Raw genomic sequence first — 18,002 nt, 5'->3', positions numbered from 1 at the left:
CCCCCCCCCCCCCCCCCCCCCCCCCCCCCCCCCCCCCCGCCCCCGCCCCCCCGCCCCCCCCCCCCCCCCCCCCCCCCCCCCCCCCCCCCCCCCCCCCGACTCGCCGCTGGGGCGGGCCTATGCCCGTCGACGGGTGGGACGAGTGGAGTCAGCGAAGCCGTCGCACCTGGGAGGTGTGGCAGTTCATGGGGGCGGATGCCGGTTAGGCCGGCATCCTGCGAATCTGGGGATACGTGCATGGGGACACGATCACGCGCCTATGCGCGGGACGAAGGGCACCGGGCTCTCACGCCCACGATGCGATGGACGCTGGCGGCCGTCGGGGTGATGGTTGCCTCCGGCCTCGGTGCAGCCGGGTGGCTGCTGTCGGCAACGCTCGCGCCGCCGACGACCCCGACACCGCAAGTGAGCGCTGCACCGACACCAGGCCCGGTCGCGAACGCGACGCCCGCTGCCGGCAGCGAGGTGCTCCCCCCCGACGCCGGGCAGGCGCCGACTGATCGGCTGCCACAGCTCACGCCACCGGTCCCCCTGATCTCACCACCGCTACCGGCGAGCGGATTCGCCCGCAACGAGCTGGTCGCGGGCTTTCCGGTCGAGGTTGTCGGCCTCCCGCCGGACACCGATGTCATCGACAGCTCACTGGCGCAGGACGGGACGGTCATGCAGGCCACGTTGACGGCGCGCACCAACGCACCAGCCGATGCCGTCCTCACGCACTACCGCGTGCTGTGGTCCGGTCTCGGTCTCGCTCCGGGCGTGAGCGGCGGTGGTGACGCTGGCTTCAGCGACGCGTATTCGTCCGTCTCCCTCGCCTTTGCGGGGGCGTCCGGGACGGGAACCGTGTACACCGTCTACGCGGTTCTGCGGACGGAGTGAAGTCGTGTACCTCTCGTTTAGCAACGCACCCGTCGCCGACAAGGGCACCGATGCACGCCCCGGTGGGCGGAGTCGACGCAGGGGAGTTCGCACCGTGTCGTCGACGGTGATCACGCTCGGAATCGTGTCGCTCCTGACGGACATCTCATCCGAGTCTGTCTCGGCGATTCTCCCCCTCTATATAACGGGGTTCCTTGGACTGTCGATGATCGCCTTCGGGGTGCTCGACGGCATGTATCAGGGCGTCAGCGCGTTCGTCCGGATCGCCGGCGGTCACGCATCCGACCGCCTTGATCAGCCCAAATGGGTCGCGTTCACCGGGTATGCCCTCGCGGCGCTCGCCCGGGTCGGCCGTGTTCATCGAGCACGCGTGGTCTCCGTCGGTGGGGCGGGAACCATGACCGCTTCACAGGCGCGGACAGAAAGGTGCGTCACAGCATGTTGAGCGTCATCATCGCAGCGCACAACGAGGAGAGCGTCATCGGCGCGACGCTGGACGCGCTGCTCGACCAGCCTGGCGCGAGGGATGCACAGGTCATCGTCAGCGCGAACGGGTGCACCGATCGCACCGCCGACATCGCCGCCGCACGTGACATCGTGGTGTTGAACCGCGTCGAGCCGGGCAAGGCGGGGGCCCTGAATGCGGCCGATGCGATCGCGACGGGGTCCGCGCGCATGTATCTCGACGCCGACATCGTACTGCCACCTGAGGCCGCGTCCCGCCTGCTCGATCACCTCGACGGTCCGGCGAAGCCGCTGGCCGTCGTTCCCCGTCGACGCGTGAACACGTCCGCGTCCGGGGTGTTGGTGAAGGCGTACTACGCGATCAACGGTCGGCTTCCGGTGTTCCGCAAGGGACTGTTCGGGCGCGGGCTCATCCTGCTGTCCCAGGAAGGGCGCGGCCGTTTCGGTGCGTTCCCATCGATGATCGCGGATGACCTGTATGTCGATGCACAGTTCACCGATGACGAACGCGTGGAGGCACCCGACGTCGAGGTCGTGGTCGAAGCCCCTCGCGACGCGCGGAGCCTCGTGCGCCGCCTTATCCGCGTCCGCCGCGGCAACGCGCAGATGCGCACGGCAGCGGTGCTGGATCAGGTGCACGCGACCGTGCGGCGATCGGACAGATGGTCCTGGCTGCGCGACGTGGTCGTCGCCGAGCCACGCCTGCTCCCGGCCGGGATTGTTTACTGCTCGATTACGCTTTTGGCCTCGCTGCTCGCGCGGCGCACCCCGAACGGTGAGGGCTGGGCCCAGGACCGCAGCACACGCACGCCTTCTGCTGGCGCACTCCCAGGGGCGATATGAGGACACACATCTGCTTTCACGGGATCGGCCGGTGTATCCGAGAACGGGAACCTGGTGAGGCGCGTTACTGGATGACGGAGAAGGTGTTCCTCGAGGTTCTCGACGCGCTCGTGGAACACCCGACCGTCGGGCTGAGTTTCGATGACGGCAACCGTTCGGACGCCGAGATCGCCCTTCCCGCGCTACGCGAACGAGGCTTGTCTGCCACATTCTTCGCACTCGCCGGCCGTCTCAAGGAGCCGGCCAGTCTGAGGGCGGGCGACGTGAGGGAGCTTCGCGCGGCCGGCATGGGCATCGGCAGTCACGGTTGGGGTCACGTGTCGTGGCGGGGGTTGAGCTCGACAGACGCGCAGCGGGAACTGGTGGACGCGCGTCTCGCACTTCAAGAGGCGAGCGGCACCCTGATCACCGAAGCGGCGCTACCCTTGGGGCGGTATGACCGCACACTCCTGGGTCGATTGAAGGCGACCGGGTACCGTGCCGTCTATACGAGTGACCGCTTCCCGGCCCGCGAGCACAGCTGGCTGCGCGCGAGGTACAGCGTGACAGCCGAAGACACCGCCGCGTCCGTGCTCGGCGTCGCCGCAGGGCGGCCAGGATTTCAGGAAGCGCGCAACGTGATCGCCAGCGGCGTCAAGCGGCTCCGCTAGAACCGGTTACCCGATCCGAGCCTGCGGCGCGCCCGCTGGCGGCGCAGCACCAGCAGCCACGCGAGCGCCGCGCCCAACCCTGCACCGAGAGTGTTCGCAAGGACGTCCCGCAGACTCGGCTCGCGTGAGGGGATGAGAAGCTGCGCTAGCTCAGCAGCCACCGAGACGGTGAGGGCGACGACGACACCCAGCCAATGGCGCCGAACAAGCAGGGTGAGCAAGAACCCCAAGGGAACGAACATGACGATGTTCGCGGTGAACTCAATCCAGCCCGAACCGAAGGCGCCGAGCCCGGAGAACCTCCTCAGGGCATCCGCGAGTGCGTTCACGACGGCACCGTAGGAAACAGGTAGTAGCAGGACGAGTCCGACGAGCACCGCATAAAGCGCGAGCCCGCCCAGCACCCAACGCCGACCGACGGCCTCAGCATCAGTCATGATCGCCCCCTCGGTCCGGTGAATCCCGTGATTGCGGCACCCGATCGGTGCTGCAGCCACCCGACCCAGTATGTGAGTCTTCTCTCATTCCGATAAGAGCGGGGTGATCCCGGGGTGATACTCCAAGTACCGAGTACTCATCGATCCCGGAATGACCATGACTCGAAACGCTCTGACTCGCCCTCCCCTTCGCCGCCGACCGCTTCGCCCCGCGCTCGTGGCGACTGCGCTCCTGGCCCTCGTTACAGCGGGACTCATCGCTGCGCCCGCGGTCGCTGTCCCCGAAGTTGCCACGACCGGTATCTTTGCCGACGACCTTGAGCCGGAAACCACCGCGGACATCGACCGCAGCCAGGTGGAACTCGGCGTGCGATTCCGTCCCGGCACCTCTGGGAGCGTCACCGCGCTGCAGTATTACCAGGGCGAGCGCTCTGGCGCCGTGACAACTGCCACGCTCTGGGGATCGGACGGCAGCGTGCTCGCCCGGGTCTCCTTCGAGGAGTCGGCGGAGGTGGGATGGCGCACCATCGGGTTGGAAACGCCCGTCGAACTCACGGCGGGGAGTCAGTACACGGTCTCCTACAACGCCCCCCGCGGCCGCTACCCAGTGATCGAGGAGGACCTGGACAGTGCGCGGCAGCAGAACGGCTTCGCTCTCCGCGCCGGGGCCGGCGTCTTCCGCTATGGCGACACGAGCGAAGTCCCCACCGACACGCACGAGGGCTCGAACTATCTGGTCGACATCGTCTATCTGCCCACAGACGGCGGCGCGGAACAGCCGCCCGCACCGACGCCGACCGCCAGCCCCACACCCCGGCCAACGGCCACGCCCAGCCCGACGCCCACCCCCACCCGTACACCCACACCGACGCCGACGCCAACCGCCGAGCCGATGCCGACGCCGACCGCCGAGCCGACGCCACCGTCGGGTGGGATCGTGGTGCTCGGTCGCAGCTTCCCAAGCGCAGAAACTACCGGCGTTCCCGCAGGAACGGCACTCACCAGGTATACCGGCCCGTGCGAGATCCAAACCGCAGGCTTCGTCATCGACGCGAAGCAAGTCGACTGCGATCTACGGATCCTCGCGAGGGACGTTGAGATCAGGAACTCGGCAATCAACGGCAGCGTCTACGCGGACTACAACGCAAACGCCGCGTCATTCACCATCACCGACAGTGAAGTGAATGCGGGCAACGGCCCCGGGACCGGAATCGGGGACGCGTATTTCACCGCCACGAGAGTCGAGGTGACCGGAGGAACGCGCTCGATCAATTGCTACGGCAACTGCACGGTGCAGGATTCCTATGTCCATGGCCAATTCCATGACACCAGCGGCGTTCACCACGAATCCGGCATTCGCATCAACACCAACAGCAACCTCATTCACAACACAATCGCCTGTGATGCTCCCGACTTCGCCCCCGACGCGGGCTGCTCAGCGGCGATCACGGGTTACCCCGACTTTGATCCCGTCCAGAACAACACGGTGGACGGAAATCTCATCCGTGCTGGCTCGGGTGGCTACTGCGCTTATGGGGGCTCGACGGCCGGCAAGCCGTTCTCCGGTCAGACCCGCGATATCCGGTTCACCAACAACGTCTGGGAGCGCGGCACCCAGACGGGCGCCGGCGGCCGTGGCTATGTTTGCGGATGGTGGGGTGCGATCACGTCCTTCGACATCAACGCCCCCGGCAACGTGTGGAGCAACAACCTGTTCGACGATGGCACCCGCGTCGCGCCCGCCAACTGAGATCTCCACCTTCTGAAGATTGCGGGCTTATCTGGCTCTCACCATTCAACGAGCGCCAGTTCGCTGTAGAGATAATCGCGCTCTGCGCCGCAAGCCGGAGCACCTCTGAACATCTTCGGCCGCGCTGAACGCAGGTCTCGCCCGAGACCATGGGGAACGAATCCCAGTACGCGAGACTCAGCCAAGGTCGCCACGAGGCCACGCCCGAGAAGGTGCGCAGCAACTGCATCCCATGCCTCCTCAAGCAGCGCAGTGTCTCCCCCGACGTAGAGCGGGGTCGCGAACACCCGTAGGCGTTTGCGCCGATCGCGGCGATAGATCAGGTAGGCGTAGCGCTCACCGACGCTCACGACCGCATGCCGACACGCGGCTGCGTTCCGATGGTCGCGGTAGACATTCAGATCACGACCCGCAAGCGTTGCCTCGATCACTTCGGGCTCGGTAGACAGCGAGACGGCGCGCGAATTTCGAAGCGGAAGATTCAGCGCCAATCGCGTATCGGACCTGAAATACTCAAACCCGAGTCGCTCGTTCAGCGCCGGCACATTGCCACTCGGAGAGAAGTCAGTGAATAAGAACCCCTTCTGCCCGAGCAGAGCTCGGACCAAGCGCAGCGAATGTGCGCGATACTCAGCGAGCACACAGAACGCAGCGAGATTGCAGAACCACTTAGCGCCGTCGCCTTCGCCACGGGATGAGTAGACGGCGGCATACGCGCCGACAACTTGATCACCGACGAGGAGCTGAAAACCCCGATTCGGGCCGGTCCCTGGCCATGGCGGGCACAGGAGTGACAGCCACGCTTCGCGCGACACCTGACGGTCGAGGCGGGTGTGAAAGAAATCAGCGATGGCACCCGTGTCTGCATCACCGATCGGCGCCAACCTCGGGCGATGCTCCGCCTGGACCGCGCGGGTCATACCGCCACCCCCCCCTGCCCAGATCGGAGCGACACCGCGGGGACCTTCGTTGGGGTGGGGTGTCGGCGCCGCACGAAGAGCAGGACGGCAGCGATCGTGGCAACAGCCCCCAACACGGCCGTCACACCGAGCGCCCGGGGTCGACTTCCGCCGACACCGAAGATTATCGTCGTCTCAGGGGCAACGAGCGCCGTGATGTCGTTGACAGGGTCGACGCCTTTCTCCCGCTGAAGGTCGCTCAATTCCTGCTGCACCCGGCCGATCAACTCATCCTGACGAGTCCGGACTGAGTCGCGGGTCGGAGCGACAATATCCAGAACGAGGCGCTGGGTAGCGAAGTTCGCCGCCCACTGTCCGCCGGTGTCCGGAAGCCGCACTGACCAGCCCGACCGCAGTCCCAACCCCACCAAAGTCACATCTGGCGAGGCGAACTTCGCGACCTCGCCGGCACCCGTCAGGCGCTTCGCAACGACACCCGCCATATCGATGATGTCCTCAGACTGAGTACGCAATGCGTTCGGGTATGAAGGACTTGTCGGGGCGAGGAAGACGATCTCCGTGCGAGTGAAGTAAGCCCCTTTGTCCGCCATCACCGCGACCGCCGCAACGGCCGTCCCCAGCACACCGACGAGCACGATAGGCCAGCACCGCAACAGTGCGCGGAGCAACTCCCAGAGCGTCATAGTTTCCCCCAGACTATGATAGGGGCGTCCGGCATCCGCATGGCACGGACTTGGGGGAGGTCTTGCGGTGATACTCGACGTTTTTCGCGCGATGGGGCGAAGATGGTATGTCGTCGTGGGTGGCCTCGTGCTCACCGCCGGGCTGACCTGGGCGGCTTCGGAGATCAGCCCCCCGGAATACAACGCCCGTGGCCTGGTGCTCCTCCTGCCGGGTGAGAATGCGGTGCTAGACGGAGGCAATCCGTTTCTCGCATTGAGTGGGCTGGAGCAACCGGCCGGCATTGTGGTGGCCTACTTCGCGAGCTCCGCTGCGCAGATGGAGGTGGCTGCCGTCTCGGAGTCAGCTCAGTTCGAGGTTTTTCTCGACGATTCGACCCGCGGGCCGGTCATCGCCGTCGACGTGACTGACGTGTCCGCCGAAGCGACGCTGCAGACACTCGAGTTCCTCACCGACCGCGTGCCCAAAGAACTCGAGCGCCTTCAGGAGCAGGTGGGCGCGCCGGCCGACTCGATGATCACCTCCATGCCGCTCGCAATCGACGACCGCGCCGAGGCAGATACCGCGGGCACCACGAGACTGATCATCGCGGCGCTCGCGGTCGGAGCAGTCGCAACCGTCGCAGGCGCTCTTAGCCTGGACGGCCTGCTCCTCAGGCGTAAGGCGCGCCGCACGGGCATCTCTGGGCTAGCGTCCGCGGAGGACGGCCCACCTTCCTCCGCCACGGATGAAGACACCGCACTAGCTCACCCGACCACGCCATACCCACGCACCCGAGCCGCCACGTCTGCCAGCAGTGAACCGCACCAGAGTCCTCCGAAGCCCGTATCCGCTCGCACAGGGCGCGTCCGTTGACAACGGCACTTCGCCCGGCCGGTCCCACGACGGTGCGCGCGGACGCGGTCGCCTGGCTCACCGTGTATGTCGTGCTCTTGCTTTTCATTCCTTCGAGGTTCTACCTCGGACCGCTCGGAAGCGCGGGTGCGCCTTCGATGTTGTTCGGTTTGGGAAGCCTGCTGCTTTGGCTCTTCACTTTCCTGGGGGCTACCCGAAGCCAAGCGGCCAAGCCGCAGCCCATCCGGATCACGCTCGGGGTTTTCCTTTTCTGCGTTGGTGTGAGCTACGTACTGGCGATGACGCGCCCGATCAGCCCGGACGAGGTCAGCCCCGGAGACGTGGCATTGATCGCGCTGGCGTCCTGGGCCGGAACCCTCCTGTTATCACACGACGGAATACACGAACGAGGTCGACTCGACACTCTTGTGTGGCGCTTTTCCGTCTGCGGCGCCATGGTGGCAGCGCTGGGAATCGTCCAAGTACTTACCCGCCAGATGTGGGTGGACGAGCTCATTTTGCCCGGCCTCGCAACGTCCCCGCCCTACACCCTCGGGTCACGCGGTGGATACCCACGCCCCGCGGGAACAGCGATCCACCCCATCGAATACGGAGTGATCCTTGCGATGCTGCTCCCCATTACCCTTCACGTCGGCTTCCACCACACGCATCGCAACCTCGTGGTCCGCTGGCTGCCAGCCATCGCCGTGGCGCTGATCATCCCGTTCACCTCCTCGAGGTCGGCGTATCTCGGTGCCCTAATCGCCCTGATCGTGTGTCTGGCGGGCTGGTCATGGCAGCGTCGCGGACGAGTGCTCGGCGTCGGTCTCGTAGGCGCGCTCACGATGGCGGTCATTGCGCCAAACTTCATCAACTCTGTGATTGGTCTCTTCGCGGGAGCCAGTGAGGACCCCAGCATCAGATCGCGAACCGACAGCTTCGCGCTCGCGGAACAGTTCATAGCACAGAACCCATGGTTCGGGCGCGGGCTGGGCACCTTCCTGCCTAAGTATCGAATCTTCGACAACCAGTACTTACTGTTACTCGTCACCATCGGTGTCATCGGCACCTTGACCTTCATCACGCTCGGCGTCGTAGCGGCCGTGACGATCTTCAGGCTTGCAGCCATAGCCCGAACGGACTCCACCCGAGACCTGGCCATGGCGATCGGCGCGGCAATCGTCGCGGGTTTCACATGCTTGTTCATGTTCGACGCTTTCGCGTTCCCCATGACCATGGGCACTCTCTTTCTCGTCTTGGGCCTCGCGGGCACCCTTAGGCGCATGGAGCAGTCCACGTCCAATTTGACGGATCTGCAGTGATGACGGTCACCCCGATCGACGTCGCCGCAGTGGTCGTCACTTTCAACAGCGATGATCACATCATCGAACTGCTCGACAGCATCCCCGCGGCCATGGCTGGACTGACGTACTCAGTCGTGGTGGTGGATAACGGCTCCTCCGACGGGACACTTGAGCTGCTGGACGCCAGGACCGATTGCGCAGTGATCCGCTCCACCAATGAGGGTTACGCCGCAGGAATGAACCGCGCCGTTCGCATGTCGCCTCAGTGCGACAGCATCCTCATACTCAATCCGGACGCAACACTCGACGCGTCCGCCGTTCCGGCACTGCGCGAGGTCCTTCGCCGCACGGGAGCAGGGATCGTCGCACCGCGCGTGCGGGAGGTAGACGGGCGATTGTCCCCCACGCTTCGGCGGAGTCCGACGCTGGCTCGGGTTGGGGGCCTCAGCTTCACGGGATGGCCGATGTTTACTGAGCGTATCGAGGACCCGAGCGCGTATGAGGTCGAACACGAAGTCGATTGGGCGGTCGGCGCTATCCTGCTCATCGACGCCGTGTGTTTCGAGCGGCTCGGCGGAATGGATGAGTCCTACTTCCTGTACTCCGAAGAGACCGATTTCAGCTTGAGGGCGAAGGATGCGGGCTGGGCGACCGTGTACACCCCGACCGCCGGCGCTATGCACGTCGGCGGGGGATCCGGCGAGAGCGCAATGACGCACACCATGAAGATCCTCAACCGGGTACGTCTTTACCGACGCCGCACAGGCACCCTCCGTGCCTGGGTCTACTTCGGGTTGACCGTCCTGATCGAAATTCGCCGGGCGATGCTCGGCCACAGCAAGTCGTGGCCGACCGTATGGTCGCTTTTGCGCCCCTCTCTCCGTCCCACACTCTTGCGGGCCAACGATAGTGTGCTCCCCCGATGAAACGAGGCCCAGGGAGATGAAGAAGATCCTGATCATCGCTCCTGCATGCGACGGCGAGGACGTCGGGGAAGCATGGGTCGCCTACCAATGGGCCAGCAGGCTCTCACACATTTATGATGTGACTCTGCTGACCACCTACAAGCGGGGCCACACGCCGGTGTCCAAGCAGCTTACGGACGTACGCGTGATCGAGTGGCAGGAGCCCCCCGGCGTCGGCCGATTCGAACGGCTGAACAGCCTGCTGCAACCCGCGTATATTCCGTTCTACCTGCGCGCGAGACGCTGGATCCGGCAGCGCCTCGCTGACGGGGAGCGATTCGACGTGGCACATCAAGTCGTCCCCGTCGCGATGCGTTACCCCTCGCCTGCGGCAGACCTCGGGATACCGTTCATCATCGGTCCTGTGGGAGGAAGCCTGGACTCGCCAACAGCGTTCGCCGCCGAAGAGGGCGCCATCCCCTGGTACCAACGACTGCGGCGAATCGATGCCTGGCGCCTCCGCGTCGATCCGCTTATGCGCCGCACCTATCAGACGGCCGATTGTGTCATCGGAATCGCGGACTACGTGCACGATTTCCTCTCCCCCCTCCGTATTCGCCGCCTCGAGGTCATGAGTGAAACTGCTGTTGACGCTGCCCCCGAACGCGTCGATCGGTCGGCGCGCAGCGGGCCCGTGAGGTTGCTCCACGTAGGCAGAATCGTGCGGACGAAGGGGCTCCGCGACGTCATCCGTGCTGTGGCGATGCTCCCCGACCTCAACATCATTCTCGACGTCGTCGGTGACGGAAACGATCGCGAGTCGTGCGTAGCATTGGCCGCGGAACTGGGGCTTGCCCACCGCGTCGCCTTCTACGGCACTGTGCCGCGCGCGCAAGTCGACGATTTCTATCGGGCTGCTGACGTCTTCGTCTTTCCCAGCTACCGTGAACCCGGCGGCAACGTCAGCCTCGAAGCGATGTCGTGGGGCTTGCCGGTCATCGTCTGTCGCCGCGGTGGGCCGGGTGCCAACGTCGACGAGTCGTGCGCATTCCTGCTCGAAGCCGAATCCCCCTCCCAACTGGCCACGGATTGCGCCGCTGCCATCCGGAGCCTCGTTGCGGACCCCGAGCAACGCAGGCGGATGGGCGAAGCGGGACGCAAGCGCGTCCTCGACCACCACCTCTGGCCGCAGCGTCTTGGCCGCATGAGCCAGTTATACGCCGAGGTCGCGCTCACGAGAGCAGGCGACTAGCCATCCGCACCAGTGGCGACGACAAGATTCGTCAGAAACGCCACCGCGCTCGGTCGAGGTTTCGCGACGCCGTCAATGACCCGCTGAACATACTCCTGATCGATGAAGTGAAGTGTCGACAGCCCTGAGATGAGTTCCGGGTTCTCCCGCCAATGCGCGACGACTTTCTCAGCGAGCACTTCCCCACCCGCCGGCGCGCGATCAACTCGTCGGACCCGCTGGGCCGCCTTGCGGATGGTCCGCTTCGCGGTGATGAGGGCCTGGCCAACGCCCTGGAGCCGGGAGGGGTGGGCAAATGCGGCCGGCGCCGGGCGACCATCGAGGGGAATGTGTGCGAGCTCCGGATCGAGTTCAATCTGAAGCTCACCCAGGAATCGCGAGCGCGCTTTGTCCTGCGGCCGCAGCTGCATCGCGATGTCGAGAAATGCCGGATCCAGCATCGGGTTGATTACGATCCTTTGGGCGCTTACAGCCGTGTCCGTGGAGCCCGCCCACCGCTGCATTCGATGTCTCAGATACAACTCGTCCGTGGCGCGGAACCATTCCGGTCCTCCCGCTTCGAGAGCCGCGTGAACTTCGTCGACGGCAACCTCCCTCGCCCAGCCTGCAAACTCCTCCGTCAAAAGGCCGGGCTGCACCGCCTCGTTGACGAACATGCGCCAGCTCGCCAGGCGCGCAGCCTCATTCCGTGCAAATGGTCGATCTACGACTCGTCCCGCATAGTAGAAGCCACGCGCCACCTCGCCTCCAAGACCTGAAATCCGCACACCCTGCTCGAACGCGCGTTCCGCGATGCGTTGAGCGGCAAGTCCTACCGGGTCGGACATGGCGTCCAGGCGGGTCGCCTCCGCGCGGCACAGCTCCCAAGCCTCAGCAGGATCGACGCCCGCGACTTCCGCCAGCCCTCGAACCTCATGACGGATACCGTAGCGAGCCGCGAGCTGCCGGGCCACGGCGACGTCACCCTTGCCCGGGACATCCAACGTCATGGCACGCAGGCCATAGCGACGCGACGTGGGGATGGCGCTCAGAAGGAGGCGCGAGTCCATTCCGCCGGTGAGCTGAAGGACGGCGTCCGGGCTGTCGTCGAGCAAAGCGTTCAAGGACTCGCGTAGCAGGCTTGCCGCCCGCACGACGGCGGTACGCCGGTCCACCGGCTCCTCCCCCCTGATGCGTGCGCTTGTGATCGACACTCCGCGGTCGTCGAACGCGGCAACCGCGCCCGGCTGCAGCTTGGTCACACCCTCAAAGAGCGTCCGTTGGCCAAGCTGCCACCCCAACAATGACTGGACGCCGACTGCGGTCTCATCCAGGTGCGCGCCCTTGGCAGTAGCTGCCACCAGTGCGGAGGACGACAGGGCAACGCCTTCCGCCAGCCCCGGTGGCGAGTGGAACAGGTGCCGAAATCCCATCGAGTCCGCAACGACCCGCACTCCCCGCTCGTCGCCGGCGATGGCTGCAAACGGAGGAAGAAGCCGCGTGAGCGACCCCGGGTCGGCACGGATCACCTCTTCAACTTCTGCGTCTGAGACCCTCCCGCCGGTTCGCCGCACCACTCTTGAAAGGATGAGGGTGGGATGCCGCCGGTCTGCGTTGGGAATGGGCGTGACTCCCCAGTGGACAAGGCCGACACCTCCGCAACGGGTGGTGGTGCTGTCCTCGCGCGCGGGCACGGCCCTGTGGAAGCCATCGCTCCTGATGGCGAGGAAGCCTGGCAACAGAGCCGTGTCCAGCATGGTGTCAGGCGGCGCCGCGCTTGGCGTCGACGTACTCGGTGAGCGACCCGACAGTTTCGAAGAGATCGGCCCCGAACTCATCGTCGTCGATCGTGATGTCGAATCGATCCTCGAGCGCACCGACGAGCGTGACCACCCCGAAGGAATCCAGTTCAGGAAGTGCGCCGAACAGCTCGGTTGCCGGGGTCAGGTCCATAGGCGACTGTTTCAGCTCGAGGGAATCGATGAGCACCTCACGGACAGCTTCCATTGTGTCGGTCATTGCTACTCCTTGCTCTTTCAGACGAAAACTTCTGCGGGTGCGGGATGGCCAAGGAAGGCGGTCGGGCTCGCCGTGAGGCCGTAGGCGCCGGCTTGGAAGATGACGACAAGATCATCCACGCTCGCAGGCGGCATGTCGACATGATCGCCAAGAAGATCCAGCGGCGTGCACAGGCAGCCAACTACCGTGACGGTCTCTGTCGGGGGCGAGTCAGCCTTTGTGCCAAGGATGAGCGGATAGTTGCGACGAATCGCCTGGCCGAAGTTGCCTGACGCCGCCAGTTGATGATGCATACCGCCGTCCACGATGAGGAACGTGGTCCCACGCGATGCCTTTCGATCAATCACCTTCGTCACGTAAACGCCGCATTCCCCGACGAGATAACGGCCGAGTTCGATGACTGGGCTTGCCCGCGGAAACCGCTCAGCGATCGGACCCTCTACGAGCTCTTGGAGGTTCCCGGCGACGAGCGCGAGGTCGAGTGGTTGGTCTCGATCCGTATATGGGATACCGAAGCCGCCGCCGAGGTTGAGATAGCGAAGTTCGGTGGTCAGGTGCGCCGCAAGATCGGTCACCAGATCCACCGTGCGCCGCTGGGCTTCGGCGATAACCCCGGCGCTGAGGTTCTGCGACCCGGCGAAGACATGGAAGCCGAGCATCTCAACACCCGCCGAGGCGTATTCTCGCAGCACGGCCGGAACTTCCTCGGCGTCTATCCCGAATTGCTGCGAGCCACCCCCCATCCGCATCCCCGACCCCTTCACGGCAAAGTCGGGGTTGACGCGCAACGCCACCGTCGGTGTCACCCCCAGGGAATCGCCGGCTGTGATCACTCGCTCGAACTCGGTGATCGATTCCATCTCGATGATTACCCCCGCGGCAACCGCCTGACGAATCTCCGCCGCTGTCTTACCGGGACCAGCGAAACTCACGCGGGAGGGCCGAATCTCGGTGTTCAGCGCGGTGAGCATCTCGGGGCCGGAGGCGACATCGATCCTCTCCAAGCGGCGCGCGAGATATTGCACCATTGCGGGCATGGGGTTCGCCTTCATCGCGAAGCTCAACTCGATCTGTTTTGGGAGCATCGCACGCAGAGTGGCGACCCGCGCATCCAGAACTGCGCGATCGTAGGCGAAGAACGGCGTGGAACCCACGCGAGCGGCCAGACGCGATAGAGGAATCCCGCCCACGCGCAGCTCACCGTCCACAGTCCCGAACGGCTGCATGTGATCGGATGGCTTCACCTCGACACCTCCAGTTTGATCAGACTGCGATCGAGTTTTCCGTTGGGCGACCGATGGAGCTCGTCGCGTAGGTCAATGTGAACCGGAACCATGTAGAGCGGCAGCCGCTGTCTGAGCGCCGCTGCGATCTCGGACGCGTCGACGTCTGCGTGGACAGCGGCCGCGACGAGCACGATCCGCTGGCCGAGTGCGGGATCGGGGACGCCGAGCGCGACGGCATCCCGTACGAGTCCGGTGCTGTAGGCAGCCTCCTCGATCTCTGTCGGGCTGACGCGATAGCCGGACGTCTTGATCATCTCGTCTGCACGGCCAACGAAGTATAAGAAACCGTCAGCATCGGCGATCACCGTATCGCCCGACCAGACGACCAACTCAGTGGTACGCCAGGATTGGCCGGCCCGCTGGAACGGGCGGAAGCGTTCAGCGCTCCGCACGGGGTCGCCCCAGTATCCGAGCGCGACCAGCGCTCCCCGATGGACAAGCTCGCCCTCCTCACCGGGACTGCAGGTCGAGCCGTCGGGGCGGAGTACCAAGATCTCGGCGTTCGGGATCGCCTTCCCGATGGACTCCGGCCGACGGTCTATCTCGGCCGGGTCGAGATAGGTCGATCGAAACGCCTCCGTCAAGCCGTACATGAGGAAGGGTGCCGCGTTCGCGAAAATTCCGCGCAGTTTATCGAGCGTGACCCGCGGCAGGCGACCACCGGTGTTTGCGATGTACCGCAACCTCTCAGCAACCGCAGGGGGCCATGACGCCTCCGTGAGCTGCATCCACAACGGGGGCACACAGGTTAACGCGGTGACCGCATGCCGTCCGCACGCATTGACCACATCTCGAGGGAGCAGATAGTTGATCAGAATGCAGTGCGCACCGACCACGAAGGCCGTCGTGACCTGGCTCAGTCCAGCGTCGAAGCTCAATGGAAGCACGCTCAAGATGACGTCCTCCGAGGTGTGGTCGAGATACGTGCTGACACTCTCGGCTCCCGCAACGAGGTTACGATGGCTCAAGACAACGCCCTTCGGCCTCCCCGTGCTGCCGGACGTGTAGAGGATCGCTGCGGGGTCGACATCGATTGCGGCTGTGATCGGTGTGGCTACCGCTGCATCTTCCTGCCATCGGTGCACGGCGACCTGCCGCAGATGTGGTGGCGCCCCGCCGACGACTATCACGTCCTCGATCACAGACGCCGCGAGGGCTTCAGACAGTTGCGACAACCGGTCGGCCGACGTGACGAGCATGCGGGCACCGCTATCGACCAGGATGTGCTCGACTTGCGGCGCCTTTAGGACATGGTTGATCGGAACGAATATCCCGCCCGCGGCAGACACAGCGACCATCGCAATGACCGTCTCGATGCGTTTCTCGAGGTAGATCGCAACGCGGTCCCCCTGACCGATTCCCAGCGCCATGAGGCGGGCGGTGGCGCCTTCCGCGCGCTGCCATGCCTCCGCGTACGTTACAGTCTCGCCTTTGTAGGTGAGCGCCGGAAAGTCCGGCATCGCGGCCGCAGCGCTGGAGAGCAGGTGATGGAAATTGGTTCGAATCATCGGTCTCGCCTCTCTGCAAGGTAGCGCGTGAACTCCTCTGAGTCGTCAAGGTCGACGTACCGCCGTCCCTGCGCGTCCCGATCGAGACACACCGCGCGGGGTACCGCCGGGCCCGGGCGGGAGTAACCCGAAACCTCGTCGAATACGCCCACAAATGCCTCTGCCTGAGGACGCCAGTCAAGTTCGCTCGAGACACGCTCACGCGCCTTCCGTCCAAGGTCGACGCGTAGGAGGACATCGTCAAGGAGGCGTTCGACGTTGTCAGCAAATGCGAGGACGTCGCCGGAGTCGGTGTAGAGGACCGTGTCGCCGCCCGACACCCGGGTTTCAACGAGATCGAACGAAACTGCTGGCAGGCCGTACGACATGTACTCCATGGTCTTGTTCATGGTGGAGACGTCGTTAAGTGGCGTCTTCAAATCGGGGCAAAGTCCGATGTCAGCCCTACTCAGGTATTCGGCGATGGCGACCCGGTCGACCCTCCCGGTGAAGGTGACATGGTCGTCCAGGTCAAGTTGCGCCGACAACTTCCTGAGGTCCTCCAGACAGTCGCCGAACCCGAGTAGCGTGGCCGTCACGTTGCTCCTGCCACGGCGATGGACGAGCTCCGCCATGACGAGGAGTACCTGATCGACGCCGTCCTGTGGTCCCATGATGCCGAGGTACACCAGTTCTAGCGTGCCTTCGGGCCGTGGGTGCGACGGGTAGATGGGTCGCATCTCCGCCGTGTCCGGTCCGCTGCGCACGACGGTGACATGACCCGGCCTGCGACCGCCACGGCTGACCGCGATGGCCTTGTACGACTCATTCGTGGAGATGATGCGGTCCGCGGACCGCATCGTCCGACGCTCAAGCCAGCGGAGGCCCGCATATTCGAGACGCTTGAACGAACCCTGTGGTTGCCCAAAGCGCGAGATGAACAGCTCCGGATTCAGGTCGTGATGGTCGAAGACGAATGCAACTCCACGAACTCGCCAAAAGAGCGCAAGTAGCCAGTAAGTGTCGGGTGGATTGCAGGCTTGTAGAACGTGAAAGCGACGGCGACGCCAGACGGCGAGGGACAGCCAGGCCGTGCGCAACCAGCTATAGGAGAACTCCCATACGTATCCAAGCAGTCCTCCGGCCTCGGGCGCAGGCGAATACTTGAAGAGTTCCACGCCCTCGACGCGCTGGCGTGTCGGGTCCCCCGGACCCTTCGGGCAGATAACACTCACGTGATATCCGCGCGCGATGAGCGCCTGGCATTCGAGCCATACTCTGCGATCGAGTGGCACCGGTAGATTCTGCACGATGATCAGGACGTGGGGCTGGTTCATGCTCCATACACCTCTTCTTCCACGACGCGGACGACGGCATCGTGAGTGGGTTGCCAGGACCGACCCACCACGGAATCGGCCGCAGCGCCGGCGACGGCGTCGATGTCTCGCGCAGTGACAAGACCAGACAAGGCCTGAGCCAGAGCGCTGCCGGTGGGTTCCACCCATCGCACATGCGGGTTCGGGAGCACAAGGCGAGCGAGCGCCATTTCGTTGACGACGGGGATGTTACCCGCGGCGAGCATCTCCTCGGCGACGAGTGTGATATTTGTGAACGACAACGCCAATCCCGCGATTGTTCTCCCGTACAGCGCGTTGAGTTCGGCGGTCGTCAGCCGACCATGGAAGACGTGCGGGATCTCAAGGCCACGCGGTGCTGCTCCGTATACATGGATCTGCTGCTCCGGATGCAATCGATGGAATTCGCGCAAGGCGACAGCCGCCAGATGGTATCCGCGGCGAGGGAAGTCCGGACGGCAGTAGAACACCACGCCCGCCCGAACCCCGCCCTCTGCCGGCGATCGATACACCTCAGAGTCGCAGCCGAAGGGCACCACGTCGCTGGATAACCCCGTCGCCTCCCGCAGCATGCCGTCGAGCATCTCACCGAGCGCGATCCGGCGAAAAGGCAACCGATAGGTCATCGCTGCAAGCTCGTACTCTGCGCCATAGCCGTAGAAATACGGCTCATAGTCTTGAATGAAGTACATCCGGCGGACAGGTTCGCGCCCGTACTTCACCACGAGGTGGGCCGACTCCCACGACGTTGCCATAATGGCATCCACTCCGCTTATGCCGGCAGTGACGTCGCGTACCTCGCTCGTCACCGACGGCCAGTGCCGTCGAATTCGTGTTGTCAGCTCGGCCGTGTCCACACCGTGCTTGTCGTAGATGTACACGGCGCATCGGTGCCCGCGTGCTTCCAGCGCCTCGATCATCCGGAAGAGCGTCGTGTGCCCACCTGACCCCGGCGC

At 64.8% G+C, this 18,002-nt stretch carries 18 protein-coding genes; 9 read left to right on the top strand and 9 right to left on the bottom strand.

Annotation, left to right across the window (positions count from 1 at the left end; genetic code table 11):
• Positions 1–237 precede the first annotated feature (237 nt).
• From NQ151_RS12410 to NQ151_RS12395, 4 genes are all read left to right on the top strand, one after another.
• Positions 238–879: a hypothetical protein gene (locus NQ151_RS12410; RefSeq protein WP_257528279.1), complete on the top strand. Its 642-nt coding sequence runs from the start codon at positions 238–240 to the stop codon at positions 877–879.
• Between the two features lie 94 nt (positions 880–973).
• Entirely contained in the window at positions 974–1,324 is a 351-nt protein-coding gene (locus tag NQ151_RS12405; RefSeq protein ID WP_353477577.1) for an MFS transporter, read from the top strand.
• Positions 1,318–2,187 (top strand): glycosyltransferase, encoded by an 870-nt coding sequence (locus NQ151_RS12400; RefSeq protein WP_257528278.1) that lies wholly within the window; start codon positions 1,318–1,320, stop codon positions 2,185–2,187. The genes NQ151_RS12405 and NQ151_RS12400 overlap by 7 nt, the downstream gene beginning before the upstream one ends.
• 71 nt (positions 2,188–2,258) lie before the next feature.
• On the top strand, positions 2,259–2,837 hold the full coding sequence (locus NQ151_RS12395; RefSeq protein ID WP_257528277.1) for a polysaccharide deacetylase family protein: 579 nt from the start codon (positions 2,259–2,261) through the stop codon (positions 2,835–2,837).
• On the opposite strand, the gene NQ151_RS12390 is transcribed toward NQ151_RS12395, so the two are convergent.
• Complete coding sequence (locus tag NQ151_RS12390; protein WP_257528276.1) at positions 2,834–3,274, bottom strand: VanZ family protein; 441 nt, start codon at positions 3,272–3,274, stop codon at positions 2,834–2,836. The genes NQ151_RS12395 and NQ151_RS12390 overlap by 4 nt on opposite strands.
• Before the next feature lie 217 nt (positions 3,275–3,491).
• Between NQ151_RS12390 and NQ151_RS12385 the strand changes: the two genes are divergently transcribed.
• On the top strand, positions 3,492–5,024 hold the full coding sequence (locus NQ151_RS12385) for a DUF4082 domain-containing protein (RefSeq protein ID WP_257528275.1): 1,533 nt from the start codon (positions 3,492–3,494) through the stop codon (positions 5,022–5,024).
• 38 nt (positions 5,025–5,062) lie between these two features.
• On the opposite strand, the gene NQ151_RS12380 is transcribed toward NQ151_RS12385, so the two are convergent.
• Positions 5,063–5,944, bottom strand: a complete 882-nt coding sequence (locus tag NQ151_RS12380; protein ID WP_257528274.1) for a hypothetical protein — start codon at positions 5,942–5,944, stop codon at positions 5,063–5,065.
• On the bottom strand, positions 5,941–6,627 hold the full coding sequence (locus NQ151_RS12375; RefSeq protein ID WP_257528273.1) for a hypothetical protein: 687 nt from the start codon (positions 6,625–6,627) through the stop codon (positions 5,941–5,943). Before NQ151_RS12375 ends, NQ151_RS12380 begins: the two co-directional genes overlap by 4 nt.
• Before the next feature lie 67 nt (positions 6,628–6,694).
• Between NQ151_RS12375 and NQ151_RS12370 the strand changes: the two genes are divergently transcribed.
• The 4 genes from NQ151_RS12370 (at position 6,695) to NQ151_RS12355 (ending at position 10,920) form a co-directional block, all read left to right on the top strand.
• Positions 6,695–7,480 (top strand): hypothetical protein, encoded by a 786-nt coding sequence (locus NQ151_RS12370; RefSeq protein ID WP_257528272.1) that lies wholly within the window; start codon positions 6,695–6,697, stop codon positions 7,478–7,480.
• Positions 7,481–7,542: 62 nt separating this feature from the next.
• The gene (locus tag NQ151_RS12365; RefSeq protein WP_257528271.1) at positions 7,543–8,781 is read left to right on the top strand and encodes an O-antigen ligase family protein; all 1,239 of its coding nucleotides are present in this window, start codon (positions 7,543–7,545) and stop codon (positions 8,779–8,781) included.
• A complete protein-coding gene (locus NQ151_RS12360; protein ID WP_257528270.1) occupies positions 8,781–9,689 on the top strand; it encodes a glycosyltransferase family 2 protein in 909 nt (302 codons plus the stop codon). The genes NQ151_RS12365 and NQ151_RS12360 overlap by 1 nt, the downstream gene beginning before the upstream one ends.
• A 16-nt stretch (positions 9,690–9,705) precedes the next feature.
• Positions 9,706–10,920, top strand: coding sequence for a glycosyltransferase family 4 protein (locus NQ151_RS12355; protein ID WP_257528269.1), 1,215 nt, complete (start codon positions 9,706–9,708; stop codon positions 10,918–10,920).
• Here NQ151_RS12355 and NQ151_RS12350 read toward each other — a convergent pair.
• From NQ151_RS12350 to NQ151_RS12325, 6 genes are read right to left on the bottom strand one after another with little or no spacing between them, the layout of a single operon-like run.
• Positions 10,917–12,656, bottom strand: coding sequence for an asparagine synthase-related protein (locus tag NQ151_RS12350; protein ID WP_257528268.1), 1,740 nt, complete (start codon positions 12,654–12,656; stop codon positions 10,917–10,919). The two genes, NQ151_RS12355 and NQ151_RS12350, sit on opposite strands and share 4 nt — an antisense overlap.
• A 4-nt stretch (positions 12,657–12,660) precedes the next feature.
• Entirely contained in the window at positions 12,661–12,918 is a 258-nt protein-coding gene (locus tag NQ151_RS12345; RefSeq protein WP_257528267.1) for an acyl carrier protein, read from the bottom strand.
• Positions 12,919–12,935: 17 nt separating this feature from the next.
• A complete protein-coding gene (locus NQ151_RS12340; RefSeq protein WP_257528266.1) occupies positions 12,936–14,162 on the bottom strand; it encodes a pyridoxal-dependent decarboxylase, exosortase A system-associated in 1,227 nt (408 codons plus the stop codon).
• On the bottom strand, positions 14,159–15,712 hold the full coding sequence (locus NQ151_RS12335; RefSeq protein ID WP_257528265.1) for an acyl-CoA ligase (AMP-forming), exosortase A system-associated: 1,554 nt from the start codon (positions 15,710–15,712) through the stop codon (positions 14,159–14,161). Before NQ151_RS12335 ends, NQ151_RS12340 begins: the two co-directional genes overlap by 4 nt.
• Positions 15,709–17,028 (bottom strand): glycosyltransferase family 4 protein, encoded by a 1,320-nt coding sequence (locus NQ151_RS12330; RefSeq protein WP_257528264.1) that lies wholly within the window; start codon positions 17,026–17,028, stop codon positions 15,709–15,711. Before NQ151_RS12330 ends, NQ151_RS12335 begins: the two co-directional genes overlap by 4 nt.
• Positions 17,025–17,966: a rhamnosyltransferase WsaF family glycosyltransferase gene (locus NQ151_RS12325; protein WP_257528263.1), complete on the bottom strand. Its 942-nt coding sequence runs from the start codon at positions 17,964–17,966 to the stop codon at positions 17,025–17,027. The genes NQ151_RS12330 and NQ151_RS12325 overlap by 4 nt, the downstream gene beginning before the upstream one ends.
• Positions 17,967–18,002 lie beyond the last annotated feature (36 nt).

This window comes from Microbacterium sp. zg-YB36, assembly GCF_024623575.2.
Taxonomy (GTDB): domain Bacteria; phylum Actinomycetota; class Actinomycetes; order Actinomycetales; family Microbacteriaceae; genus Microbacterium.
Note: the sequence above shows the minus strand (reverse complement) of the source record. Positions and strands in the feature narration are given on the sequence as shown.

Bases quoted from the DNA above. Each gene is read 5' to 3' on its own strand.
- NQ151_RS12410 (WP_257528279.1), top strand. From the start codon at position 238: ATGGGGACACGATCACGCGCCTATGCGCGGGACGAAGGGCACCGGGCT.
- NQ151_RS12400 (WP_257528278.1), top strand. From the start codon at position 1,318: ATGTTGAGCGTCATCATCGCAGCGCACAACGAGGAGAGCGTCATCGGC.
- NQ151_RS12395 (WP_257528277.1), top strand. From the start codon at position 2,259: ATGACGGAGAAGGTGTTCCTCGAGGTTCTCGACGCGCTCGTGGAACAC.
- NQ151_RS12390 (WP_257528276.1), bottom strand. From the start codon at position 3,274: ATGACTGATGCTGAGGCCGTCGGTCGGCGTTGGGTGCTGGGCGGGCTC.
- NQ151_RS12380 (WP_257528274.1), bottom strand. From the start codon at position 5,944: ATGACCCGCGCGGTCCAGGCGGAGCATCGCCCGAGGTTGGCGCCGATC.
- NQ151_RS12375 (WP_257528273.1), bottom strand. From the start codon at position 6,627: ATGACGCTCTGGGAGTTGCTCCGCGCACTGTTGCGGTGCTGGCCTATC.
- NQ151_RS12360 (WP_257528270.1), top strand. From the start codon at position 8,781: ATGACGGTCACCCCGATCGACGTCGCCGCAGTGGTCGTCACTTTCAAC.
- NQ151_RS12355 (WP_257528269.1), top strand. From the start codon at position 9,706: ATGAAGAAGATCCTGATCATCGCTCCTGCATGCGACGGCGAGGACGTC.
- NQ151_RS12350 (WP_257528268.1), bottom strand. From the start codon at position 12,656: ATGCTGGACACGGCTCTGTTGCCAGGCTTCCTCGCCATCAGGAGCGAT.
- NQ151_RS12345 (WP_257528267.1), bottom strand. From the start codon at position 12,918: ATGACCGACACAATGGAAGCTGTCCGTGAGGTGCTCATCGATTCCCTC.
- NQ151_RS12335 (WP_257528265.1), bottom strand. From the start codon at position 15,712: ATGATTCGAACCAATTTCCATCACCTGCTCTCCAGCGCTGCGGCCGCG.
- NQ151_RS12330 (WP_257528264.1), bottom strand. From the start codon at position 17,028: ATGAACCAGCCCCACGTCCTGATCATCGTGCAGAATCTACCGGTGCCA.
- NQ151_RS12325 (WP_257528263.1), bottom strand. From the start codon at position 17,966: ATGATCGAGGCGCTGGAAGCACGCGGGCACCGATGCGCCGTGTACATC.